Origin of the sequence: Hydrogenophaga palleronii, assembly GCF_031457455.1 — a bacterium.
Classification (GTDB): Bacteria; Pseudomonadota; Gammaproteobacteria; order Burkholderiales; family Burkholderiaceae_C; genus Hydrogenophaga; species Hydrogenophaga palleronii_A.
The window spans coordinates 179,574-203,596 of record NZ_JAVDWU010000003.1; the positions used below are offsets into that span (position 1 = coordinate 179,574).

Annotated in this window: 23 protein-coding genes and 1 pseudogene; 15 read left to right on the forward strand and 9 right to left on the reverse strand. The window is 66.1% G+C overall.

The genetic code is table 11. From position 1 onward, the window contains the following. Positions 1 to 2: 2 nt before the first annotated feature. Positions 3 to 494: a type III effector protein chaperone gene (locus tag J2W49_RS08440; RefSeq protein WP_310314293.1), complete on the reverse strand. Its 492-nt coding sequence runs from the start codon at positions 492 to 494 to the stop codon at positions 3 to 5. Positions 495 to 1,068: 574 nt separating this feature from the next. On the opposite strand from J2W49_RS08440, the gene J2W49_RS08445 reads away from it, so the two are divergent. After that, a complete protein-coding gene (locus tag J2W49_RS08445) occupies positions 1,069 to 1,536 on the forward strand; it encodes a hypothetical protein (protein WP_310314296.1) in 468 nt (155 codons plus the stop codon). 67 nt (positions 1,537 to 1,603) lie between these two features. Here J2W49_RS08445 and J2W49_RS08450 read toward each other — a convergent pair whose 3' ends face one another. Beyond that, positions 1,604 to 2,149, reverse strand: coding sequence for a VOC family protein (locus J2W49_RS08450; protein WP_310315197.1), 546 nt, complete (start codon positions 2,147 to 2,149; stop codon positions 1,604 to 1,606). Between the two features lie 87 nt (positions 2,150 to 2,236). Further along, a pseudogene (locus tag J2W49_RS08455) lies at positions 2,237 to 2,539 on the reverse strand (YciI family protein); the annotation flags it as partial. A 135-nt stretch (positions 2,540 to 2,674) separates the two neighbouring features. Between J2W49_RS08455 and J2W49_RS08460 the strand changes: the two are divergent. Beyond that, entirely contained in the window at positions 2,675 to 3,007 is a 333-nt protein-coding gene (locus tag J2W49_RS08460) for a DMT family transporter (RefSeq protein ID WP_310314299.1), read from the forward strand. Positions 3,008 to 3,016: 9 nt separating this feature from the next. On the opposite strand, the gene J2W49_RS08465 is transcribed toward J2W49_RS08460, so the two are convergent. Both J2W49_RS08465 and gshB read right to left on the reverse strand, forming a co-directional pair. Next, the gene (locus J2W49_RS08465; RefSeq protein ID WP_310314302.1) at positions 3,017 to 3,553 is read right to left on the reverse strand and encodes a hypothetical protein; all 537 of its coding nucleotides are present in this window, start codon (positions 3,551 to 3,553) and stop codon (positions 3,017 to 3,019) included. 148 nt (positions 3,554 to 3,701) lie between these two features. Continuing rightward, positions 3,702 to 4,658: a glutathione synthase gene (gene gshB, locus J2W49_RS08470; protein ID WP_310314305.1), complete on the reverse strand. Its 957-nt coding sequence runs from the start codon at positions 4,656 to 4,658 to the stop codon at positions 3,702 to 3,704. Between the two features lie 207 nt (positions 4,659 to 4,865). Between gshB and J2W49_RS08475 the strand changes: the two genes are divergently transcribed. Beyond that, on the forward strand, positions 4,866 to 5,801 hold the full coding sequence (locus tag J2W49_RS08475) for a SphA family protein (protein ID WP_310314308.1): 936 nt from the start codon (positions 4,866 to 4,868) through the stop codon (positions 5,799 to 5,801). A gap of 1 nt (position 5,802) precedes the next feature. Here J2W49_RS08475 and J2W49_RS08480 read toward each other — a convergent pair whose 3' ends face one another. Then, entirely contained in the window at positions 5,803 to 6,933 is a 1,131-nt protein-coding gene (locus J2W49_RS08480; protein WP_310314310.1) for a helix-turn-helix transcriptional regulator, read from the reverse strand. 91 nt (positions 6,934 to 7,024) lie between these two features. Here J2W49_RS08480 and J2W49_RS08485 point away from each other — a divergent pair, with 91 nt between their 5' ends. From J2W49_RS08485 to J2W49_RS08520, 8 genes are read left to right on the forward strand one after another with little or no spacing between them, the layout of a single operon-like run. Further along, positions 7,025 to 8,668, forward strand: coding sequence for an amidohydrolase (locus J2W49_RS08485; protein ID WP_310314313.1), 1,644 nt, complete (start codon positions 7,025 to 7,027; stop codon positions 8,666 to 8,668). Further along, the gene (locus tag J2W49_RS08490) at positions 8,665 to 9,720 is read left to right on the forward strand and encodes a CobW family GTP-binding protein (protein WP_310314315.1); all 1,056 of its coding nucleotides are present in this window, start codon (positions 8,665 to 8,667) and stop codon (positions 9,718 to 9,720) included. The genes J2W49_RS08485 and J2W49_RS08490 overlap by 4 nt, the downstream gene beginning before the upstream one ends. Before the next feature lie 22 nt (positions 9,721 to 9,742). Next, positions 9,743 to 11,047, forward strand: coding sequence for an ABC transporter substrate-binding protein (locus tag J2W49_RS08495; RefSeq protein WP_310314316.1), 1,305 nt, complete (start codon positions 9,743 to 9,745; stop codon positions 11,045 to 11,047). 10 nt (positions 11,048 to 11,057) lie between these two features. Continuing rightward, positions 11,058 to 11,783 carry an ABC transporter ATP-binding protein gene (locus tag J2W49_RS08500; protein ID WP_310314319.1) on the forward strand — a complete coding sequence of 242 codons (726 nt, stop codon included), beginning with the start codon at positions 11,058 to 11,060 and terminating at the stop codon, positions 11,781 to 11,783. Beyond that, complete coding sequence (locus tag J2W49_RS08505) at positions 11,770 to 12,468, forward strand: ABC transporter ATP-binding protein (RefSeq protein ID WP_310314321.1); 699 nt, start codon at positions 11,770 to 11,772, stop codon at positions 12,466 to 12,468. The genes J2W49_RS08500 and J2W49_RS08505 overlap by 14 nt, the downstream gene beginning before the upstream one ends. A 1-nt stretch (position 12,469) precedes the next feature. Further along, positions 12,470 to 13,336 (forward strand): branched-chain amino acid ABC transporter permease, encoded by an 867-nt coding sequence (locus J2W49_RS08510; protein ID WP_310314324.1) that lies wholly within the window; start codon positions 12,470 to 12,472, stop codon positions 13,334 to 13,336. Beyond that, positions 13,333 to 14,301 carry a branched-chain amino acid ABC transporter permease gene (locus J2W49_RS08515; protein WP_310314326.1) on the forward strand — a complete coding sequence of 323 codons (969 nt, stop codon included), beginning with the start codon at positions 13,333 to 13,335 and terminating at the stop codon, positions 14,299 to 14,301. The genes J2W49_RS08510 and J2W49_RS08515 overlap by 4 nt, the downstream gene beginning before the upstream one ends. Next, positions 14,301 to 15,452 carry an ABC transporter substrate-binding protein gene (locus J2W49_RS08520; RefSeq protein WP_310314329.1) on the forward strand — a complete coding sequence of 384 codons (1,152 nt, stop codon included), beginning with the start codon at positions 14,301 to 14,303 and terminating at the stop codon, positions 15,450 to 15,452. Before J2W49_RS08515 ends, J2W49_RS08520 begins: the two co-directional genes overlap by 1 nt. Before the next feature lie 8 nt (positions 15,453 to 15,460). On the opposite strand, the gene J2W49_RS08525 is transcribed toward J2W49_RS08520, so the two are convergent. After that, entirely contained in the window at positions 15,461 to 16,366 is a 906-nt protein-coding gene (locus J2W49_RS08525; protein ID WP_310314331.1) for a LysR family transcriptional regulator, read from the reverse strand. A 104-nt stretch (positions 16,367 to 16,470) separates the two neighbouring features. Between J2W49_RS08525 and J2W49_RS08530 the strand changes: the two genes are divergently transcribed. Genes J2W49_RS08530 through J2W49_RS08545 form a run of 4 tightly spaced genes read left to right on the forward strand, consistent with a single transcriptional unit; the run spans position 16,471 to position 21,718 of the window. Beyond that, positions 16,471 to 18,636, forward strand: coding sequence for a thiamine pyrophosphate-dependent enzyme (locus J2W49_RS08530; protein WP_310314334.1), 2,166 nt, complete (start codon positions 16,471 to 16,473; stop codon positions 18,634 to 18,636). A 2-nt stretch (positions 18,637 to 18,638) separates the two neighbouring features. After that, positions 18,639 to 20,249: an indolepyruvate oxidoreductase subunit beta family protein gene (locus tag J2W49_RS08535; protein ID WP_310314337.1), complete on the forward strand. Its 1,611-nt coding sequence runs from the start codon at positions 18,639 to 18,641 to the stop codon at positions 20,247 to 20,249. 41 nt (positions 20,250 to 20,290) lie between these two features. Beyond that, the gene (locus J2W49_RS08540) at positions 20,291 to 21,259 is read left to right on the forward strand and encodes a Bug family tripartite tricarboxylate transporter substrate binding protein (protein ID WP_310314338.1); all 969 of its coding nucleotides are present in this window, start codon (positions 20,291 to 20,293) and stop codon (positions 21,257 to 21,259) included. Between the two features lie 24 nt (positions 21,260 to 21,283). Beyond that, positions 21,284 to 21,718, forward strand: coding sequence for an acyl-CoA thioesterase (locus J2W49_RS08545; protein ID WP_310314340.1), 435 nt, complete (start codon positions 21,284 to 21,286; stop codon positions 21,716 to 21,718). A gap of 26 nt (positions 21,719 to 21,744) precedes the next feature. On the opposite strand, the gene J2W49_RS08550 is transcribed toward J2W49_RS08545, so the two are convergent. Beyond that, on the reverse strand, positions 21,745 to 22,701 hold the full coding sequence (locus J2W49_RS08550) for a phosphotransferase enzyme family protein (protein WP_310314343.1): 957 nt from the start codon (positions 22,699 to 22,701) through the stop codon (positions 21,745 to 21,747). After that, positions 22,701 to 24,023, reverse strand: coding sequence for an aspartate aminotransferase family protein (locus J2W49_RS08555; protein WP_310314347.1), 1,323 nt, complete (start codon positions 24,021 to 24,023; stop codon positions 22,701 to 22,703). Before J2W49_RS08555 ends, J2W49_RS08550 begins: the two co-directional genes overlap by 1 nt.

Below are 24,023 nucleotides of genomic sequence, written 5' to 3' on the forward strand. Positions count from 1 at the left end.
CATCATTGCTCTTTCGCAGCGGTCATTTCGACGTCGAGCAGCCGGGCGAGTTGGCGTGCGACGCGCATGCTGTGCGCCAGGTCGCCGGCCGCCGTGTCGACGACGCTCATCACTCGGTGCAGCACGATCGCACCATCGGGCTGGCAGCCGATCGCCGCATCGAACACGGCAAGCAGGCCGGGCGCTTGAGCGAGCAGCTCCACGGCGGCCTGCGCACTCAGGTCTTGCAGACGGCGGCCGGTGTCCACCGACACCATCAGCTTGCTGTTCGCCAGCGGCCCATCGGCAGGGTCCAGGGGCAGCGCAGACACGGTGACCAGCGCGCCATCGAGCACCACACCACCGTCGACCGCCGCCTGGGCCGCAGCCTGGGTGTTCAGGCCCAGGGCCTGGGATGCGTCTCGGGTCAGGTCGTGCGCTCGCGCCAGCAGCGCAGCGTAGGCCGCATCCGTTGCTGGTGCGTTCACGGCAGCGGTGGAAAAAGTCGATGTCATGGGGTTTCCTCGTGCATGTGGATGGATACGAAGGGCCGTCGGCAACCTCTTGCATGAAGCTTATGAACCCCACACCGGGTGCGCACCACATTGGACGAAGCCATGTATTCGCGAACGAAGCCGCGCCGAAACGGTGCGCAATTTCGGCTCTGCATCATGTCGTTCGCATTCACGCCACCGCATGTGCACCACGCAAGAACACTGTGCGCAAGACATCTCGAAGAAGACAGACATGACGTACAGCCGCATCCCTACGGTCGCTTCAAATGCCCTACGGCTGGCGAGCACTCCCGCACTCCAGCTGTTGCAGCGCAGCAGCAGCAGCAGTACCAGCGGTGGGCGCGCGAGCGGCCACGGTGCCCAGGCACCAGACGGTGTCCCACCGTCACGGTCCGGCACCGCAGCTGCGGACGCGAACCTGGTGCCACGACAGCCACTGTCTGCCCTGGCGAATAGCGGCGCAACCGGCCGCACCGCGGCGAGCAACGACCCTTCCGCGCCAGCGGCCCCCCCGGGTTCGAGCCGCCCCATTTCCACGGTTGCGACTCCGACGGTCACCGATCCCAAAGGTCGTGTGCGGGACCCCGGGCACATCCAGCTGCAAACGTCTCCTGCGGAGCAGGCGCAGTATGGGGTTGGACCGGTGCTCGGCCACTCGCCACAGACTGGCCAGCGACCAGCCTCGCGCACGGTCGAGCACGAGACGGGCACTTTCCCTGACGGTCGGCCGTTCGACATCAAGGCCGTCCGCTCGCCCGCGCTGGCCGCCGGGCAGGACAAGGTAATGAAGGATGCCCCCATACGCCACGACCACGGCCACATGACGCCGGAACAGGCCGAGCGCTTCAAGTCCTTCGAGGGCAAGCCGGTGAGTCCCGAGTATCAGACGGTGCGCGACAACTGCGTGACGGGCTACGACCAGATGTTCTCGGGCGTCATGGATCGCCCGCCACTGAACCCGCCTGTGGGGACGCGGCCGCAGGACATCGCGGACGCCAACAAGGACGTGCGCACCGACGGTTCAGACCTCAAGCGCAAGTGAACCGAGGGAGGAGCGCGGCCGAACTGGTCATCGAGAGATGATCACATCCCGCTTGCCGGCACGTGCGCTACCGCTGTGCCGGCGCTTCACCCCGCCGCGCTGCTTCAATCGCGGCGATGTCGATCTTCTGCATGGTCATCATGGCTTCGAACGCGCGCCTGGCGGCGGCGCGGTCCGGGTCGGTGATGGCCTGGGTGAGGGCGCGTGGGGTGATTTGCCAGTTCACGCCCCAGCGGTCTTTGCACCAGCCGCAGGCGCTCTCCTGGCCGCCGTTGCCCACGATGGCGTTCCACAGGCGGTCGGTTTCGGTCTGGTCGTCGGTGGCGATCTGGAAGGAAAAGGCTTCGTTGTGCTGGAACGTGGGGCCGCCGTTCAGGCCCAGGCAGGGGATGCCGGCCACGGTGAATTCAACCGTGAGCACGTCGCCCTGTTTGCCGCTCGGGTAGTCGCCGGGGGCGTGGAGGATGTGGCCAACGGTGCTGTCGGGGAAGGTGGCGGCGTAGAAGCGGGCGGCGTCGAGTGCGGCGCCGTCGTACCACAGGCAGATGGTGTTGCGCGGGGTCGCGGAACGGCGCTGCCACGACGCGCTCCACGCGGGTGCGGCGGAGCGGATGAGCGCCAGAATCTCTGGCGGCAGGTCGCCGGCGCCGGTCAGGGGGCGGACCTCCAGCACGTCGTCGAAGCCCATGCCTGAGGGTGCGCGCAGGGCCCACCGGATGGCTTCGTCCAGTGAATCCACTTCAATGATGTAGAAGCCGCCCACCAGTTCCTTGGACTCTGCAAACGGCCCGTCGACGACTTGGCGCTTGCCGTTGGTCAGCTCGATGCGCGCGCCCCCTGCACCGGGGTTCAGCCCTTCGGACGCCACCAGCACGCCGGCCCGGTGCATTTCTTCGTTGAACTTCATGTAGGCGGTGAAGAGCGCTTCATTGAAGCCGGGTTCAGGGGCCGCCGTCTTCGTGGCGTCTTGCTGACCGGACTGTGCGGTGATGATGAATCGCATGGGGTGCTCCTTGGGCGTTGCGGTGGAAAGGTGAGGGCCTGATCACACGACGAACGAGGGTGGGTGAATTCGACAGGCATTCAACACTTGTGGCAAAGTGGTTCCGGCACTTGAACCACTGAGGGAGACCACTGCTTGAATGCCTGGATGATGCTCGCGCTGGCCATCGTGGCCGAAGTGATTGGAACCACCGCCCTGAAAGCCAGCGAGGGCTTCACGCGGCTTGCGCCTTCGCTGATCGTGGTGGTGGGCTACGCGGTGGCGTTCTATTGCCTATCGCTGGTGCTCAAGAGCATTCCGGTGGGCGTGACCTACGCGATCTGGTCGGGCCTGGGCATTGTGCTCATCACCGTGGTGGCGTTTCTGGTGTACGGCCAGCGCATCGACCTGGCCGGCCTCATCGGCATGGGCCTGATCATTGCCGGTGTGGTGGTGCTCAACGTGTTTTCGAAGACAGCGGTGCACTGACCGCGAAGCTCACAGCACCTTGAAGAGCTTTTCTTGCAGATCGGGCAGGCGTTTTTTGCCGGTGCGGTCACCTTCCATGGCCTGCAGCCATGACAAGTAGGCCATGCGCAGCTCGTCGGTGGTCTTGGAACGGCTGATGGTTTCGATCAGCGTCAGGCGCGAATGCTGGCCAAAGATGGTGTTGACTGTGTTGACCATGAAGTTGCGGGCCATGTCGTTCTCTGCCGGGCTGCGCGTGGCAGCGTCGGGCAGCACCGCCAGGCCGTTGTTGGCAGATGGGGCTTCCTGAGCCGCAGGAGGAGGTGCCACAGGTGCGGGAGCCGCCTTGGCTTCAACGCAGCCCTTGTCGACCAGCTCTTGAAGAATGGGTTCAACCTCGTTGCCCGCGACAAACACGGCCAGGTCCTTGCCTGTGCGCTGGCCGTCCACGAGCACCAGCAAGCGCCTGACCAGCGGGGCAAGACCGAGCGAACGTTTCTGGATTTCCTGCTGACCTGTTTCGGTTTTTGCAAAGGAGGCTGCTATCAGATCAATGGCTTCAGACATAGGCGGATATGGGCGTGCACGCGAAATCTCCGGGGCACTGGGTATCAAAAGTGCCGGAATTGTGCAGTGCGCTCCCGCCTCCCACAAGTGGGGTTTGGCCTTGGTTTGGGTCGTTCATCGACGATGGTCGGCCGCAAACGGAAGATATTCAGCCGTTTGATGAATTCATCACAGTCTGCAATGCGTCGACAAACATGGCCGGCACATCAAAACCGGTCTGTTGATGAATCTCCTGAAAGCAGGTGGGGCTGGTCACGTTGATCTCGGTCACCTTGTCGCCGATCACATCCACCCCCACCAGCAGCAGGCCGCGCGCGGCCAACGTGGGGCCAATGGCGCGGGCAATGGCCCAGTCGCTGTCCGACAGCGGCATGGCCACACCCTTGCCGCCAGCGGCCAGATTGCCCCGGATCTCGCTGCCCTGGGGAATGCGCGCCAGGCTGAAGGGTGCTGCCTCACCACCGATCACCAGCAGGCGCTTGTCGCCGTCCACGATCTCGGGCAGGTAGCGCTGCACCATCACGCTGGTCGCGCCGCCCTGGTTGAGGGTTTCAATGATCGAGCCCAGGTTCATGCCATCAGGCCCCACGCGAAAGATGCCCATGCCGCCCATGCCGTCGAGTGGCTTGAGAATGATGTCCTTGTGTTCGGCGTGGAAGTGGCGAATGGCCTCGGGCGAGCGCGTGACCAGCGTGGGTGGCGCGAACGCGGCGAATTCCATGAGCGCGAGTTTTTCCGGGTGGTCACGCAGCGCGCGCGGGCTGTTGAACACTTTCGCGCCTTCGCGCTCGGCCTGCTCCAGCAGGTGTGTGGCGTAGAAGAACTCGCTGTCAAACGGCGGGTCCTTGCGCATGAGCACGGCGTCATAGGTGTGCAGCGCTTCGCGGCCCTGGTGCAGCACGCGGTACCAGTCGTCGGCGTCACCGGTCAATTCGATCTGGCGCACCAGCGCGGTCACGGGATGGCCCGTCTGCCATTGCAGATGCTGCGGCTCACAGGCCGCCAGCGTGTGGCCGCGTTTCTGCAGCTCGCGCATCATGGCAAAGGTGGTGTCTTTGTAGGTCTTGAACGAGACCAGCGGGTCGGCAACAAAAAGAATGTTCATCCTGGGATCACGGCTTGCTTTTCTGGCGAAGCCCGTACTGTTGCACAAACTGCGGCAGCGCGTTGGCCGCAGAGGTTTTGAACACCCTCCCGCGTAAACCCTAGTCGGCTCACCTCCCGTTTGGTAGGTGCCGTCGCGCGCGCCGATCCCTAACCTCCGGTATCAGGTTTTGTTGCCTGTTCCACCCTGATCCACGAGAGGTTACCCATGATCCGCCCTTCCCTGCGCACCCCGGCCAAGCACTTGCTCGCCATGGCCCTGGTCTGCGTTGCCAGCGTTTCCCACAGCGTCGAGAATGGCGCGCCCATCACGCCGTTCGGCGTGTTCGACTTTGGTGCAGGCATGCTGCCCCCGGCGGGCGTGACGGTCGGGGTACGTGGTGCGGCCTACAGCGCCAGCGAATTGCGCGATACGAATGGCGATCGTTCGCCGGTGGGCATCAAGCTCAACGTGAACAGCGCCGCGTTGGCGGTCATCAAGACCACCGACATTCCACTGCTGGGCGGCACCTATGGGTTCGCTGCGGTGGTGCCGTACCTGGACATGGACAACCGCTTGACGGTGCCCACACCCATGGGGCCGCTGGGCCTGCGGGGCGCCAATGTCGCCATCGGCGACGTGAGCATCGCACCCGTGATGGTGAAGTGGACGCCTTCGCCCGGGCTGTTCGCCAACGGCCGGGTGGAGTTTCAGTTGCCCACCGGTTCGTACAAAGCCGACCGTCTGATCAACACCGGCGCCAACCACTGGACCATCTCACCTGCGTTTGCGTTCACCTGGATCAGCCCCTCTGGCCTGGAAGTGTCTTCCAACATGCAGCTGAACTTTCATGGCAAGAACAAGGACACCCAGTACCAGTCGGGCGTCGAGTACCAGCATGAATTTGCCGTCGGCCAGCACGTCGGCCCCTGGACTTTTGGTGTGGGCGGCTACCTGTACCAGCAGCTCAGCGACGACAAGGTGGGAGGTGTGCGGTTCGAGGACGGCAACCGTTCGCGCGTAATGGCACTGGGCCCGGCGATCAGCTTCTTCGAGCTGGGATCGGACTGGCCGCTGATCTGGGCCCACGTGTACAAGGAGTTCGGCGCGCGCAACCGCACCCAGGGCACGCAGTTCGCCATTCGCGCGGCCTGGTCGTTCTGAATCAGATCCGGGACCCGGGAGCCACCAGATGGGCCGCTGCGGAAGACAGCACCAGGCGCACCAGGTCGGCCTGACGGCGCTGGCCGGTCTTGGCCTGGATCTGCTTGAGCTGCATCCGCGCAGTGCCCACAGAGACGCCGCGCAGCTGGGCGTATTCCTCCACGGTGCTGCCGGTGGCGATGGCGCCCAGCAGACGGGCTTCGGTGGGCGTGAGGCCGAACAGGCTCTCCAGCGCCAGCGCGGGCAAGTCCAGCGGCTGCGCGGCGCGGGAGATCACGAGCATCAACGCCGCGGGGTCGTCACCCGGCCGGATGGCGACGTGCAGCACCTGGTCCGCATCTTCGCCCAGCCGCAGATAGCCCACGCGCTGCTGCCCGGCGCGGCGGGCGCCAGACAAGGCGGTCAGCAGCGCCTGGGTGTCCGCAGCGGTGCGCCCGTGCAGGTGATCACCGCGCAGGCTCAGCGTGGGGTTGCGCTCGAGCATGGCCAAGGCTTGCTGGTTGGCCCATTGCACCCGCCCCTCCACATTGCACAACACGATGCCAAAACACAGGCTGTCCATGAGACGGCACAGGCGCTCATCGCGCTGCACCGAGACCTGCAGCTGATCCGTCAGCAAAAAGGCTTGCCCCAGATGGGGCGCAAGGTCTGCGAGGCGGTTGACATGTTCGTCGCCGAAATTCGTGGCGTCATCCACCGAGCGGTGCAAGGCCAGGCCCAGGTAGACGCCCCGACCGACGTCCTGCAAGGTGCCCATGAAGCGGCCCAGGCCCAGGGTCGCCAGGCGCTGTTGCAGCCGCGGGCGCGCTTCGTCCTCGGGGTCGAACAGCAGGTCATCACTGGCCACCCGGTCCAGGCCGCGCAGCACGCGGTGCTGGTCCATGCGCGGGTTGTCGCCAGACGCAAGTTCGGGGGACTGCACGGATGTGGTGTCACGGGTGCGCGAGTCCTGCGCCGACCAGAACACCTGCGCCCGCCCCTGTTCAAAACGGAACGCCTGCACCACCGCCGACTGCGCACCCGTGATGCTGCACAAGCGGTCCATCGACTGTGTCCATCGTTCTGGCTGCGCGGCGCTGGCGTACAGGTCCACGAGCAGTTCGTCAGGTTTTCTCAGGTAGGCGGTGGACATGGTGGTGAGCTTAGCGAACGCGGCCGACTTCGCCACGGTGGATTCCCTGCCTGAACGTTTTCCCAATCTCTCTTGACATTGAAGCCACACCATGAATGAAACCATTTTTCATCACGCCCGCATCTGCACCATGGCGCCTGAACGTCCATGGGCAGAAGCAATTTCCGTGCGCGATGGGCGCATCGTTGCGGTGGGCACGCTCGAAGAGGCGCGGGCTGCGCTGCCCGGTGCGCCGGTGGTGGCGCTGCCCGGGGAGATGGTGGTGCCGGGCCTGCTGGACGTGCACAACCATTTTGTCTGGGCCGGCCGGGCCGAGCTGTACGAGATGTTCGTGCCGCCCATCCTCAGCCTCGACCAGGTGCTTGACGCCGTGCGTGAGACGGCCAGCAAAAAGGCGCCTGGCGAATGGATCGTGGGAGGCATGCTGGGTTCTTCGCTGATCGGTCAGGTCGACCGCAGCACGCGCCTGCGGCTGGACGAAGCCGCAGGCGGCCGGCCCGTGATGCTGCGGGACGACTCGCAACACAACCGCTTCGTGAGCACGGCCGCGCTGGCCGCCGCCGGCATTGACCACGACACGCCCGATCCACTCAACGGCACCATCGTGCGCGACCCGGCCACCGGTGAAGCGTCTGGCCTGCTGGTGGAGGCCGCCTGCGGTCTGGTGGAACTGGCGCTGGCGCGCGCGCTGGCGGCCACGCCGCACCTGGACGTGGAAGCCGCTGCGCACGCCGTGAAGCGGCTCAACGCTTTTGGCGTGACCGCCATGCAGGAAGCGCTGAGCTCGCGTGCCGTGCTGCGTGCCGTCAAGACGCTGGACGACGAGGGGCGCCTGAGTGCCTGGGTGGTCGGGTCGATCCCGGTGACCGAGGCGCCGCTGGCACCGGGCGAAATACCCGAAGAACTGCTGGCCATGCGCGAGGATTTCCGCACCCGGCACTTCATGCCCGACGCCGGCAAGATCTTCCTTGACGGCGTGCCCACCTCGCGCACCGCTGCCATGCTGGAGCCCTACCTGCCCGACGCGATCCACGGCTGCTGCTTTCGCGGCGGCACCACGCTGACTGTGCCCCAGTTGGCCAAAGTGCTGGCCGAGGCCGAGACCAACGGCATCCGCGTGAAGATCCACTGCACCGGCGACGCCTCCACCCGCGCTGCGCTGGACGCCATCGACGTGCTGCGCAGCTTCAACGGCCCGGGCCTGAGGCACCAGATCGCCCACGCCAGCTTCATCGACCCGGCAGAGATTCCGCGTTTCGCCGAGCTGAACGTGGTCGCAGACCTGTCGCCGCCGCTGTGGTACCCGAGCGTGATCGTCGAGGCCATTCGCACCACCTTGCCGCAGACCCTCGTCGACCGCCTGGCGCCCATCCGCTCGCTGGTCGAAGCGGGCGCATTGATCGCCGGCGGATCGGACTGGCCGGTGGTGCCCGACCCCAGCCCCTGGCCGGGGATCCAGGGCATGGTCACCCGCCGCGACCCCACTGGCCGCATGGAAGGCGCGCTGTGCCCGGAACAGGCCATTGGTGTGGCAGACGCGCTCAAGGCCTACACCATCAACGCCGCGCAGGCCATTGGCCTGGGCCACCTCACCGGTTCCATCGAAGTGGGCAAGTCGGCCGATCTGGCCGTGCTGAATGCGCGGCTGTTCGATGTGGATCCGGCGGACATTGGCAAGACCCAGGTGCTTCAGACCTGGTTCGAAGGCCGCTGTGTGCACGAAGCCAACTCATGATCTTGGACACGCGAACACCCGTCATCCTGCTCACGGGCTTCCTGGGCAGCGGCAAGACCACGCTGCTCAAGAACCTGATGGCGCGCGCGCAGTGGCAACACACCGCCGTGATCATCAACGAACTGGGCGAGACGGGGCTGGACCATCTGTTGGTGAAACACGTGGCGCCCGAAGTGCGCTTGCTGCAAAGCGGCTGCGTGTGCTGTTCGGTGCGCGACGACCTGACCCAGACCCTGGCGGAGCTGGGCACGCTGGCCGAGAGCGGTGCGGTGCGGTTTGATCGGGTGATCGTGGAAACCACGGGCCTGGCCGATCCCATGCCCGTGATGCACACGCTGGTCACCGACCCGGCCACCGTCCGCCGCTTCCGGCTGGGCGGCGTGGTCACGGTGGTGGACGCGCACAACGGCTTCAACGCGCTGGATCAACACGAAGAGGCTCGCCGCCAGGTGGCGTCGGCCGACACCGTGTTGCTGAGCAAGACCGATCTGGTACAGGCCTCGGCACTGGAACGGCTGACACAGCGCCTGAGCCGCATGAACGCCAGCGCGTCCCAGCACCGGGTGCAGCACGGCGCTTTGCATTCCGATCACCTGCTCCAGTTGCAAACCCGGTTTCTGGCGCCGTTCGGCAAGGGCCCAGGCACAAGCACCGGTCTCTTGCGGGTAGCGAGCACCCACGCGTCAAAGTCAAGCTCGGCGTTCACACGGTTTCCGTCGCCGCACGTGGGCGACATCCAGACCCATTGCTTCACCGTGGACGAGCCGTTGGAAGCAGAGCGCTTCGAACACTGGCTTGCGCTGCTCACCGCCATGCGCGGCGAAAAGCTGTTGCGCTTCAAAGGCCTCATCCACATCGCAGAGCACCCGTCGCAGCCACTGGTGGTGCACGCCGCCCAACACCTGATCCACCCGCCGGATCGGCTCGCCGCCTGGCCCGATGAAGACCGGCGTTCGCGGCTCGTCTTCATCACGCAAGGCATGCCGAAGGAGCTGATCGAAAGCACCTTGCTCAAGTACGCCGGCGCCTGCGCCACCGCCCTTTCCGTCTGAAATTTCAATGTTGGAGAACACCATGACCGACCTGCGCCCTTCACTTTCAACGTCCTCCCCGCGCCGCCAGTTTCTGAAAAGCTCGCTGGCGCTCACGGCCGCCGGCAGCCTGCCCGGCTTTGCCATCGCGCAAGCCAAGTCGCTGCGCATCGGCTACATCACCGCCCTCTCTGGCCCGCGAGCGCCATTTGGCGTGTCGGACCAGTGGCACCTGGCCAAGCTCAAGGAGCTGTTGAAGAACGGTCTGGAGGTGGGTGGCAAGCGCGTGCCAGTGGAGATCGTGCTCAAGGACAACCAGTCCGACCCCAACCGCTCGGTTCAGGTGGCCAGCGAGCTGGTGCTGCGCGAAAAAGTGGACCTGTTGCTGGTGCAGGACGGCGACGCGGCCACGCCCGCGGGCCAGCTCTGCGATGTGCACGGCGTGCCGATGATCAGCACCATGTCCCCCTGGCAAGCCTTCCTGTTCGCCCGCAATGGCAAGGTCAACAAGGGCTTTCCCTTCTCGTTCAATTTCTTCTGGGGTGCGGACGACGTGGTCAACACCTTCACCGCGTTGTGGGACAGCGTGAAGACCAGCAAGTCGGTGGGCACGCTCTACATCGACAACCCGCCCGGCGCGGCCTTTGCCGATCGGCTGATGGGCATGCCGCCGGCCCTGAACAAGGCGGGCTACCGCGAAACCACGGGTGGTTTCTTCAAGGTCGCCACGGACGATTTCAGCAACCAGATCGCCACCTTCAAGAAGGCCAACGCGGACATCGTGTCCGGCTTCATGTACGAGAGCCACTTCGCCACCTTCTGGCGCCAGGCGCAGCAACAGGGCTTCAAGCCCGAGGTGTGCACCGTGGCGGCGGCGTTCCTCTTCCCCAGTGCACTCAAGGCCCTGGGCGCAGCGGGCAACGGCATGTCCACCGAGGTGTGGTGGACGCCCAGCTTCCCCTTCAGCTCGTCGCTCACCGGCCAGAGCGCGACCGAACTGGCCGCCGAGTGGGAGAAGAGCACCGGCAACCAGTGGACGCAACCGCTGGGCTATGTGCACGCCCTGTGGGAAGTGGGCCTGGGCGCCCTCAAGACCGCAGGCGATCCGTTCGACCGCAAGGGCGTGCGAGACGCGATCCAGAACATGACCCTGGACACCATCGTCGGCAAGGTGGACTTCAAGAACAGCCCCATCAAGAGCGTGGCCAAGACTTCGCTGGCGGGCGGCCAGTGGCGCCGCTCGGCCGACGGTGCCAAGCACCCGTTCGAGCTGGTGGTGGTGAACAACACGCTGGCGCCAGCCATTCCCCTGGGCGGGAAGCTGGAACTGCTCTCGCAGCTCAAGTGAAGACCGCCCCATGACACTTCAAGTCAGAGGCCTGTGCAAGGCCTATGGGCAGGTGGTGGTGGCCGACCAGATCGATCTCGATCTGTCGGCGGGCCAGTGCCTGGGTGTGATCGGCCCCAACGGGGCAGGCAAGAGTTCGCTGTTTCACCTGCTGACCGGCACGGTGAGCGCCGACGCCGGTCAGATCGTGCTGGAAGGGACCGACATCTCCAGCGCGCCCGTGCACCGGCGTGCCTGCCTGGGCGTGGCCCGGGCGTTCCAGGTGCCCCAGCCCTTTGGCAATCTCAGTGTGTTCCAGAACGCCCTGGCCGCGGCCAGCTTTGCGGGCGGCCTGCACGGCGACGCGGCTGCGCAGGCGGCGGCCGACGCGCTGCGCCTGTGCGGGCTGGCGGCGGCAGCCGACAAGACCGCGGGTGCCCTGCCCCTGCTGGACCGAAAGCGCCTGGAAATGGCCAAGGCCGTGGCATCGGGCCCGCGCCTGCTGCTGCTGGACGAAGTGGCCGGCGGGCTGACCGAACGCGAGGTGCACCAGATGGTGGCGCTGGTGGGCGAGCTCAAACAGCGCTACGCGGTGATCTGGATCGAACACATCGCCCAGGCCCTGCGCGCCGTGGCCGACCGCATCATGGTGCTGCACTTCGGTCGCAAGCTGCTGGAAGACGCCCCGGCCCGGGTCATGGAAAGCGCCATCGTGCACGAGATCTACATGGGGGTGCCCGCCAATGCCGCTGCTTGAAGTGCAACAGGTCGACGTGTTCTACGGCGATTTCCGGGCCATCGCCGGCGTGAGCCTGTCGCTGCAAGCGGGTGAGGTGCTGGCGCTCATTGGTGCCAACGGCGCCGGCAAGACCACGCTGCTGCGCACGGTCACCGGCCTGCTCAAACCGCGCAGCGGGCGCATCTGTTTTGAGGGTGCCGACGTGACCGCCCTGCCCGCCGAAGAACTGGCGCGCCGTGGCGTGGCCATGGTGCCAGAGGGGCGCATGCTGTTCCCTTCGCTCACGGTGGAAGAAAACCTGCAGATGGGCACGCTCACGCGGCGCAAGGGCGCCTGGACGCTGGACACCGTGTACGACATCTTTCCGGTGTTGAAGGACCTGCGCCAGCGCAATGCCATGCAGCTCTCAGGCGGGCAGCAGCAGATGGTGGCCATTGGCCGCGCCTTGTTGAGCAACCCGCGCCTGCTCATCTGCGACGAACTCTCGCTGGGCCTGGCGCCGCTGGTGGTGGAAGAGATCTACCGCACCTTCGAACGCATCCGCGGCGCGGACCTGTCCATCGTGTTGGTGGAGCAGGACGTGGCGCGCGCCTGCGCAGTGTCTGACCGGGTCAGCTGCCTGCTCAAGGGACAGGTCACGCTGCAGGGCGCCAGCCGGGCCATGGAGCTTTCGCAGGTGACTGCGGCCTATTTTGGGGAATGATGTGGATTGGTTGTCGACTTTGATCAATGGCCTGCTGCTGGGTGGGCTGTACGCCCTGTTCGGCCTGGGCCTGGCGCTGGTGTTCGGTGTGATGCGGGTGGTGAATCTGGCACACGGCGAATTCATCGTGCTGGGCGCCTACGCCGGCTTCTTTCTGGTGGGCTGGTTCAGCACGGTGCCGGTGTGGGCCATGCTGCTGCCCGTGGTGCTGATTGGGTATGTGTTTGGCTGGGTGCTGCAGGCCACGCTGCTCAACCGGGCCGTGCGCACGGGCAATGTGCTCACGCCGCTGGTGCTCACGTTCGGGCTTTCGGTGTTGCTGCGCAACGGCATGGTGGAGCTCTTCGGTGCCGACTCGCGCGCGGTGGATCCCGGCGCCCTGGGCAGTGCCAGCATGAACCTGTTCGGCATGTCCGTGGGGGTTTATCCGGTGCTGATGCTCCTGCTGGCGCTGGCCCTGTTCGCCACCCTGCAATGGGTGCTGAAGCACACCGAGTTCGGCCGCACCGTGCGCGCCACCGCTGACTTTCCTGACGTGGTCCGCCTTATGGGCGTGAGGCCCGAGCGGGTGTTCTGCCAGGTGATGGGCCTGGCCGCGGCCTTCGCCATGGGCGCGGGTTACCTGCTGGCACAGCGCACCTTGTTCACGCCGTTTTCCGGGGTGGAGCGCATGCTGGTGGCCTTTGAGGTGGTGATCATCGGCGGCCTGGGCTCGTTCTGGGGCGCCATCGCCGGTGGCCTGGTGCTCGGCGTGGCGCAACTGTTCGGCCAGCGTGTCGATTCCAACTCGGGCTCACTGTACGCCCACCTGCTGTTCCTGGTCACGCTGATGATCATGCCCAAGGGTTTGGCCGGAGGCCGCTCATGAAGGCCGCGTCACTTGCATCCCTGGCCTGGACACTGCCCTGTGCCATCGCGGCCCTGCTGGCGCCGCAGTGGCTGGACGCTGGCCTGATGCGCCTTGCCAGCGAGGTGCTGCTGGCGATCTGCATGGCGCAGATGTGGAACCTGCTGGCCGGCTACGGTGGCCTGATGTCGCTGGGCCACCAGCTTTTCATTGGCGTGGGTGCCTACGTGCTGTTCGACCTGGCGCAACGCACCGGGCTCTCGCCCTACTGGCTGTTGCCGTTGACCGGCGTGGCGGGCGCCCTGTGCGCGGCGCTGATCGCCCCCGCGCTGTTCCGTCTGCGCGACGCGTACTTCGCCATCGGCATCTGGGTGATGGCCGAGGTGGTCGCGCTGCTGGTCTCGAAAACCTCGGCGCTCGGTGGCAGTGCGGGCATCACGCTGGACATGTCGGCGCTGGACGACATCGCGCTGTTTGGCCAGATCAGCTTCTGGCTGGCCTGCGCACTGGGCATCGCCTCGGTGGCTGGGCTGCAGATCCTGATGCGCTCGCGTCTGGGCCTGGCCATGACCGCCGTGCGTGACAACGAAGTGGCGGCCCGCAGCGTGGGCATCGACGTGCAGCGCGTGCGCCTGGTCGCCTTCGTGATCTCCGGCGGCACGACCGCACTGGCCGGCGCGGTGTATTTCATGGGCGGCCTGTTTGTGGTGCCCGCCTCGGCCTTCGACATCAACTGGGTGGTGATGATGCTGTTCGCCACGCTGATCGGTGGCATCGGCACCATCGGCGGCCCGGTCATCGGCGTGCTGATCTGGTTTGCGCTGCGGGAAGTGCTGGCCACTTCGCTCGGCATCTCGGGCGGCTGGTACCTGATCGCCATGGGTGCCGTGGCCGTGCTCGTCAGTCTGTATGCACCGCGCGGATTGTTGGGCCTGTTTGGCCAGCTTGGCATTCGTTTGCGGGCCTCGCCCAAAGGAGCGGCATGATGAAGCACCGTCGTCTCACCACCCTGGTCTTTGCGGTGCTTGCCGCCACACCCCTCGCCGGGCATGCCCAGGCGGGAGACGACAAAGGTCCCATCGTGGTGGGCGCGGTGAGCAGCCTCACCGGCGCCGGCGCATCAGACGCCAGCACCCAGGCCGCACAGCTCGTGTTCAATGCCGTCAACGCGGCGGGTGGCATCCAGGGGCGACCCATTGCATACCGGGTCATCGACGACCAGATGAATCCTGTCAAGGCGCAAGAGGCGGCCCAGGCCCTGGTGAACGACCCGCGCGTGGTCGCTCTGGCCGGGGGTTCCAGCGTGCTGGAATGTGCCGTGAACCACGCGCGCTACGCCCAAGCCGGCCTGTTCAGCCTGCCCGGCGCCGGTGTGGACCCGGTCTGTTTTTCCGCCACCCACATCGCCCCCTTGAACGCTGGCCCCTATGCGTCCACCGCCAATGCATTGACCTTTGCCAGCAAGGTGCTCAGGCACCAGACCATCTGTGTGGTGTCACCCGCCCTGCCCGGCATGACCGAAGCTTTCAAAAAGACGGTGCTGGAATGGGCCCAACGCGCATCGGTAACGGCGCCCACGCTGGATGTGTACCAACTGGATGACCCGCTGCCCCCGCTGGTGCAACGCGTGGCCGCACGGGGGTGCCAGGTGGTCGTCTACACCGGCCCGGGCGGACCGGCCGTCGGCTGGGTGCTGGCCAGCCGACCGTTCATGCCCAAGGTCCCCGTGGTGATGCTCACCTCCGCCTACACCTCTCAGGCGGCCAAGGCGCTGGAAGCGGTGGGCCAAGGCATCTATGCGATGGCCGAGTTCGACCCCTGGTCCAGCGGCACGCTGCAGATCATGAATTGGCGCCGTCTGCTGATTGCGCGCCAGGTCGAACCCAGCTCGCTTTCGCAAGGTGGCCACATTGCCGCGCAAGCGCTGGTGCATACGCTGCAAGGCATCAAGGGCCCCATTCACCGGGCCAACGTGGCCAAGGCCCTGGAGACCATGGCGCCCTGGCGCAGCGGCATGACCCATCAAGCCTTTCGCGTTGGCGCCCAGGGAAAGCACGAACTCAACCGCAGTGCACTGCCCATGCGGCTGGATGGAGACCGCTGGCGCATCGCGCACCCCGAGTGGATCAGCAATTGATACTCGGTTTACTCGGCGAAGAGACGCAACACATGTTCGCGGAACCAGCGGTTGTCGGGGTCGCTTTCAAAGCGGTGGCTCCAGTGCAGTGAAACCGTGAAGCTGCGGCCAGCGAACGGTGGTTGCACCATCACACAGCCACCCGCTTCCACAAAGCCCTGCGCGATATTGCCCGGCATCACCACGCAAAGATTGGTCGCGCTCACGATGGAGGGCAAGACCATGAAGTGTTCGGTGGTCAGTCGCAGGCGGTCCTGCAGGCCGGTCTGCTCCAGGATGCGCAGCGTATCGCTGTGCGTGCGCACGCCCACGAAGTCCAGCTTTCGCAGCGCCTTGAGCTGGGCTGCGCCGCGCATGCGATTCAAGGTTTCGTACATGGGGTGGCCGGTTCGCATGAGCACCACGTAGCGGTCGCGCAGCAGCTCTGCCCGCTGCGTGTCTTTCACCTGCGGCAGAAAGCCGAAGGCAAAGTCGATCACGCCGGTGTCGAGTGCCTCGGCCATCTGGGCATGGGCCACTGGCCGGGTCGCCAACCGCACGCCGGGGGCGCTTTCCTGCAGGCTGGCCATCAGCTCGGGCAGAAAACGGTTCTCACCGATGTCGCTCATGTGCAGGCGAAACAGGCGCCGGGATTTCTGAGGGTCAAAGCCGGCGGATTCGTTGATCGCCTGTTCCATGATGGACAGCGCGCTCTCGATCGCACCCGCCAATCGCTCGGCACGCGGCGTGGGCTTCACCCCGCCGGGCGTGCGAACGAACAGCGCATCTTTCAGCAGCAGGCGCAGCCGGCCCAGGCCCTGGCTGGCCGCCGGCTGGGTGATGCCCACGTGTTCGGCGGCGCGGCTCACGCTGCCGGCGCGGTGGATCGCTGCGAACAGGCGCAGCAGGTTCAGGTCGATGTCATTGATATGCATGGAATTGATATTCGATATCGCCTGAATCATATTTCCGAATAAGCTGCGCCCCCACACAATCCGCCGTTCGGTCACCCCACAGATGGCCACAGGAGACAAAAGAAGTGGAAGTTTCATTCACCCAGGAGATCGAATCCCTGCGGCTCGGCAACGGGCAGACCTTTCATGGCGAGGGCATCCTCGCCATCACCAAGGCGCTGCTGCAATCGGGCGTGTCCTACGTGGGCGGCTACCAGGGCGCACCGGTTTCCCACCTGCTCGACGTGATGGTGCAGGCCAAGCCCTACATGGACGAACTGGGTGTGCACGTGGAGGCCTGCTCCAACGAAGCCTCGGCCGCCGCCATGCTGGGCGCCTCCATCCACTACCCACTGCGCGGCGCCGTCACCTGGAAGTCCATCGTGGGCACCAACGTGGCGGCCGACGCGCTGTCCAACCTGGCTTCGCCCGGCGTCACCGGTGGTGTGCTGGTGGTGGTGGGCGAAGACTACGGCGAGGGCGCCAGCGTGATCCAGGAGCGCACCCACGCTTTTGCGCTCAAGTCGAGCATGGTGTTGCTGGACCCGCGCCCGGACCTGGCATGCATGGTGCACATGGTCGAGCAGGGTTTCCGCCTGTCCGAGGCGTCCAACATGCCAGCCATGATGGAGCTGCGCATCCGCGCCTGCCACGTGCGCGGCAGCTTCACCACCAAGGACAACGTCAAGCCCGCGCTCTCGCGCCACCAGCTGATCGACGAGCCGGCCAGCTTCGACTACAACCGCCTGGCGCACCCCCCGGTCACGTTCCGCCACGAGAAGCTCAAGGGCGACGAACGCATTCCCGCCGCGCGGCACTACATCGTCGAACACGGCCTCAACGAACACTTCGACGGTCAGCACCAGGACCTGGGCCTGATCGTGCAGGGCGGCTTGTACAACACTCTCATCCGCGCGCTGCAGCAGTTCGGCCTGGCCGATGCATTTGGCGACACCGCCATTCCCATGCTGGTGCTCAACGTCACCTGCCCGCTGGTGCCACAGCAACTCACCGACTTCTGCGTGGGCAAGCGCGCCGTGCTCATGCTGGAAGAGGGCCAGCCTGAATACATCGAACAGGAGCTGGCCACGCTGCTGCGCCGCAGCGACATCCAGACCCCGCTGCACGGCAAGGACATGCTGCCCAACGCCGGCGAGTACACCGCCGAGGTGATGGCCAACGGCCTGGCCAAGTTCATCGGCCGCTACCTGCAGGACCCAGCCACCCAGGCCACGGCCGACGCTGCACGCGCCTGGCTGCAGGGCAACCAGACACGCCGCGCCGAAGCCGCTCAACAACTGCAGGCGCCCTTGCCCGCTCGACCACCCGGCATGTGCATCGGCTGCCCGGAGCGGCCGGTGTTCTCTGCGCTCAAGCTGGCGCAGGAGGACACCGGACCGGTACACATTGCCGGCGACATCGGCTGCCATGCGCTCGCCACCTTCGAGCCGTTTTCGTTCGGCCACTCCATCCTCGGCTACGGCATGAGCCTGGCCAGCCGCGCCGGTGTATCGCCGGTGATGAAGCGGCGGGTGCTGTCGGTGATGGGCGACGGTGGCTTCTGGCACAACGGCCTGCTCACCGGCGTGCAGAGCGCGCTGTTCAACGGCGACGACGCGGTGCTGCTGATCTTCAAGAACGGCTACACCTCGGCCACCGGCACGCAGGACATCATCTCCACACCCGACGACGACGCCAAGAACAGCGCCAGCGACAAACAGGCCAGCCTGGCCCACACCAACCAGACCATCGAGACCACGCTCAAGGGCCTGGGCGTGCAGTGGATGCGCACCGTGAACACCTACGAGGTGGACACCATGCGCGCCACACTCACCGAGGCCTTCAGCACGCCGTTTCAAGGCCTGAAGGTGATCGTGGCGGAAGGTGAATGCCAGCTCGAACGGCAGCGCCGCATAAAGCCCTGGATCGCCAGCCTGCTGAAGAAGGGCGAGCGCGTGGTGCGCGTGAAGTACGGCGTGGACGAAGACGTGTGCAACGGCGACCACGCCTGCATTCGCCTCTCAGGCTGCCCCACGCTCACGCTCAAAGACAACCCCGACCCGCTCAAGGTCGACCCGGTGGCCACCGTCATCGATGGTTGCGTGGGCTGCGGCCTGTGCGGCGCCAACGCGCACGCGGCCACGCTGTGCCCCTCGTTCTACCGCGCCGAGGTGATCCAGAACCCGCGCTGGTTTGAGCGCCTGGTCCATTCGCTGCGCGGCTCCGTCGTTCGCATGCTGCAACCGTCCTGAACATGTCTTCCAACCAACAACCCATCTCTCTGCTGCTCTGCGCCCTGGGCGGCGAAGGCGGCGGCATCCTGACCGACTGGCTGGTGGAGACCGCGCGCCACGCCGGCTACGCCGCGCAGGCCACCTCCATCCCCGGCGTGGCGCAGCGCACTGGCGCCACCACCTACTACCTGGAAGTGTTCCCGGTGCCCGTGAGCGAACTGGACGGGCGCCGCCCGGTGTTCGGCCTCAATCCTCTGCCCGGCCGGCTGGATGCACTGGTGTCGTCCGAGTTGCTGGAAGCCGGCCGCCAGATCACCAACGGTCTGGCGTCGAACACGCACACGCTGGTGATCAGTTCGTCGGCGCGGGCACTGACCACCGGCGAGAAGATGGTGATGGGCGATGGCCGGCGCGATGCGGCCGAGCTGCTCGCCCTGGTGAACACCCACAGCCGCGCGCGCCACGTGCTCGACATGGCCGCGCTCACCAAGCAGGCCGGCACGGTGGTGAGTGCGGTGATGCTGGGCGCGATCGCCGGCAGTGGCCTGCTGCCTTTTGCGCGGCGCGATTACGAGGCGGTGATGGGCGACAGCAGCGCCAGTGCCAAGGCCAGCCTGCGCGGCTTCGCGCTCGCCTTCGATGCGGTGCAGGCTCAACGCGCCCAGACCGCGTACGTGGAACAGGTGCTGGCAGATGAGCCGGAACCCACGCCCACCCGGGCTCGCCTGCCCGACGCCTTGCAGCACGAGTTCCCGCCCGAGGTGCACGAGCTCATGGCGCTCGGCCATGCGCGGGTGTGCGAATACCAGAACGCCGCCTACGGTGATCGCTACGCCGATCGCTTGCGAGGCGTGTTGGCCGCAGAGAAACAAGGCGACCCGCAGAACCTGCACGGCTTTCGCACCACGGTGGAGATGGCGCGCTGGATCGCGCTGTGGATGGCGTTCGACGACATCGTGCTGGTGGCCGATCTGAAAAGCCGTGCCAGCCGCCAGGCCCGTGTTCGCACCGAGGTGAAAGCCGGCAGCGACGACCTGCTGCGGGTGTACGACCACTTCAAACCCGGCGCGCCCGAGTTCGCTGCCATGCTGCCCGTCTCGCTCGCGCGGCGTGTGCTGGCCTGGGACCGACAGCGCGTGGCCGCAGGCAAGAGCCCCTGGGCCCTGCCGCTGAAGATCGGCACGCACTCGGTGCTGGGCATGCTCGCGCTGCGGGGCCTGGCGGCCACCAAACGCCTGCGCCCCCTGGGCAGCCGCTTCCACACCGAACAGGCGCTGATCGACCGCTGGCTCGACGCCGTGGTGCAGCTCACCGCCCTGCACGCGCCGCTGGGCCACGAGGTGGCCCTGTGCGGCCGGCTCATCAAGGGCTACGGCAGCACCAACGAACGCGGCAAGGACAACCTGCTGCACATCATGGACCACCTCGCCTTGCCGGCGCTCGCAGAACCAGCGAGTGGCCCGCAACGCTGCGCCGCGGTGGCGTCGGCGCGGCAAGCCGCCCTGAGCGACGAAGCCGGCGTGGCCCTGGACCAGGCCCTGCGCCAGCACGGCGCCCCCGCACGACCCGTGAAAGAGCAACCCATCCGCTGGCAACACAACCCGCGCTTGAAGGTGCGCGCCGGCACCTGAGGTGCGCAAGACATCCCTCGATAACCACAAGGAGACAAACCATGAAACTGCCGATCAAATCCACCCTCGCTGCCATCCTGGCCCTGGGTTTTGCCCCCGCGCTGCTGGCTCAGAGCTACCCCGACAGACCGATCAAGGTGGTGGTGGGATTCCCGCCTGGCGGGGCAGCAGACCAGATCGCGCGGTTGGTCACCACGCCCCTGGCCGAGGCCCTCAAACAGCCGGTCACCGTGGAGAACCGGCCCGGTGCCAACGGCAACATCGCGGGCGGTGCGGTGGCCAAGTCGCCGGCCGACGGCTACACGCTGCTGATGGCCTCAGGCGGCATGGTGTCGATCAACCCCCATCTCTACGCCAACATGCCTTTTGATCCCGTGCGGGATCTCACGCCCGTGGCCTCGGCCGCCAGCGTGCTGGTCTACCTGATGGCGCGGCCCACGCTGGAGGTGAAGGACGCCAAAGCGTTGATCGCGCATGTGAAGGCCAACCCGGGCAAGCTCTCCTACGGCTCCGCCGGCAACGGCAGTTCACCCCACCTCGCGGGAGAAATGTTCAAGGCGCAGGCGGGCCTGTTTGCGGTCCACGTGCCTTACCGGGGCGCCGCGCCCGCTCTCACCGATCTGATGGGTGGCCAGATCGACTACTACTTCGACCCGGGCATCGGGCTGCAGGCCGCCAAGTCGGGGCGCACCAAGCTGCTGGCCGTGGGCAGCCTCAAGCGCTCTCCGCTCTTCCCCGACGTGCCCACGCTGGACGAGGTCGGCCTCAAAGGCTTCGATGCCGACAGCGTGTTCGGCTTCTACGCGCCGGCCGGCACACCTCCGGCGATCATCGAACGGCTGCACGGCGAGATCAACCGCATTCTGGAAACACCGGCCTTCAAGGACCGCATCCACCAGCTCGGAGGTAACCCGCTCGTGCTCACCCCCGCCGCGTTCGCGGCCAAGATCACGGAAGACTCCCAGCGCTTCGGCGCGCTCATCAAAGAGCGCGGCATCAAGAGCGATTAGTCGCGCGCCATTCTGCGCCCACCCATGTCACACACCGCCGTCTACACGGTCAACGTCGAGTTCGGCGATTGCGATCCCGCGGGCATCGTCTGGTTTCCCAACTTCTTTCGCTGGCTCGACGCCGCTTCGCGGCACTATTTCATCACCTGCGGCGTGCCCCGATGGGAAACCACCCGGGACAGCCTGGGCATCATCGGCACCCCACTGGTCAATACCCAGACCCGCTTCGTGCAATCGGCCACCTATGGCGACACGCTGGCCATTCACGTCAGCGTGCGCGAATGGCGCCGCAAGAGTTTTGTGCAGACCTACGAGGTGCGGCGCGGCGAAGCGCTGATCCTGGCCTGCGAGGAAGTGCGCGTGTTCGCCGCGCAGCGAGAAGACGGGCCGGGCATCCGGGCATTGCCTGTTCCGTCTGAGATTCGCGCCCTCTGCGAGAACTTCGAGGCGCTTGCCTGAGGGTGATCGGCTGCTTGCGCCCCCACTCACCGCGAACCCAGCCACGCCTCGGCAAGTTCGATACCGGTTGCCACGAAGCGCGCGCTGCGCTCCACACCACCCTCTTCATCCATGCGCGGCACGATCCAGCCGATGTAGGTGAGCGCCCTGAGCATCAGGAACAGCTGGAGCTGCCCGGTGTCGATCACGCGCAGCGAACGGTAGCCCTCGCAGAGGGCCGCTTCCAGCGCGGGGTAGTCCGGTTCCGCGCGGTTCCTGAGCAGGGCCGTGGCCAGGTCAAACAGCCGAAAGCCGTAGGCGCAGTCGTCAAAGTCGATCAGCTGGATGCGCCCCTGATCGATCAGCACGTTCTCGCGCACGGCATCGGCGTGAATCAGGCCGAAATCGAGTGCCGGCATCCATCCTCCCAGCGCATCGATGGCCGCAGCACGGGCCCTCTCCAGTGTGCGCCTTTGCACCGCCTCCAGCCGGGGGTGCGCCCAGAAGGACCCCCAAAGCGGTTGAGGGCCCAACAAACCGTCAAGCCCCCACTGTGGCCGAGTGAACCCCGGCGGCGGGCTCCAGGCGTCGGACAGGTTGTGCAATCGCGCCAGCGTTTGGCCAAGCGCCCGAAAGACGCCTTCGCGTGACGCGATGTTCAGCGGCGTGCCCGAGCGGCCCAGGGGCACACCGGCCAGCCACGAGAGCATGCTGACGCGCTGGCCCTTGACCGCTTCAAGCATGCGCCCCTCCAGCGAAGCCAGCGGGGCGGGCACGGCCAGCCCACCTCGGGACAGCGCCTGCATCCAGGCAAGTTCCGATGCCAGCTCGGCGTCACTGCGGTAGCCGGCCCGGTGGACGCGCAAAGCGAAGTGCTGCCCAGTCACCGTGATGAGACGGAACACCTTGTTCTCGCGGCGGGCAGCAAGTTCGATGCGCTCCACGGAAAGCGGCCAGCGAGAGGCTGCCTCTCGTGCGAGAGCGAGCCAAGCAGCGTCCTCCATCAGGCGTCCAGGTCCAGCGGCAGTTCGATCAACACCTCGTCAAGCCGGGCCAGCAACAGGTCGGCGTCGGCACGCGAGAAAGGCATGGGCGGCCTGATCTTGAGGGTGTTGTAGTGAACACCGAGGAAGTTGATGATGACCCCGCGCCGACGCATTTCATTGGCCACCTGCTTCGTGTAGGCCGTAGCGGGTTCGCGTGTGGTGCGCGACTTGACCAGTTCCGTGCCGAAGAACAGACCACTGCCACGCACGTCGCCGATGACCGGGTGGCGCAGTGCCAGATCGGCCAGTCCCTGCCGTGCATGGGCACCGACCTCCCGAGCGTTGTCCATCAGCTGCTCATCCTGCAAGACCGAAAGCGTGGCCATGGCGGCGGCGGCCGAAACCGGGTTGCCGCCGAAGGTGTTGAAGTAGCGAAAGGACTTGCGAAAAGCGGCCATGGCGTCAGGCCGCGTGACGACACCGCCGACGGGGTGTCCGTTGGCCATGGGTTTGCCCAGGGTCACCACGTCGGGCACGAAGCCCATGCGTTGGTGGCCCCACATGTGCGTGCCCAAGCGGCCAAAGCCGGGCTGCACCTCGTCGGCAATGACAATGCCTCCTGCCCGTCGCACCACCTCGATGGCTGGATCCAGCCAGCCCGGAGGCAGATCCGGAAAACCTTCGTTGGCAAAGAAAGGGCAGAGGATGATGGCAGACAGGCCGAATCCGTCGGCTTTCAGTTCAGCAATCGCACGCTCCACCTCGGCCGCAAAGACCAGCGCATGGGCTTGCCCCCCTTCGCCGCCCAGCGGGCGGTAACTGTCCGGTGCGGGCACGAACTTCACGTTGGGCCAGTGGCCGCCAGGGGGCGGATTGGTGCGGCTCAGCTGCGACACGGCCAGGGTGTTGCCATGGTAGGTGTGATTGGTGGCGATGATGCCCGTCTGCCCGGTGACGGCCCGGGCCATGCGAATCGCGATGTCGTTGGCCTCCGATCCGGTGCAGGTGAGGATGGCGGTGGACAGCTCGGGCGCAAAGGTCGCGGTCAGTCGATCCAGGTAGTCGAGCATGCCCTCGTGAAGGTAGCGCGTGTGCGTGTTCAGCATCGACGCCTGCCGGCAGATGGCCTCGACAACGCGCGGATGGCAGTGCCCCACATGGGGCACATTGTTGTAGCAGTCCAGGTAGCGGTTGCCATCGGCGTCCCAGACCCAGACGCCTTCACCCCTCACGAGGTGCAGCGGCTCTTCGTAGAAGGTGGAGACGTTGGGTCCCAGGCGCAGGGCGCGGCGCTCCACCAGTTCACGCGTGCGCGTTGATACTTCGGTGATGCGGGTCAT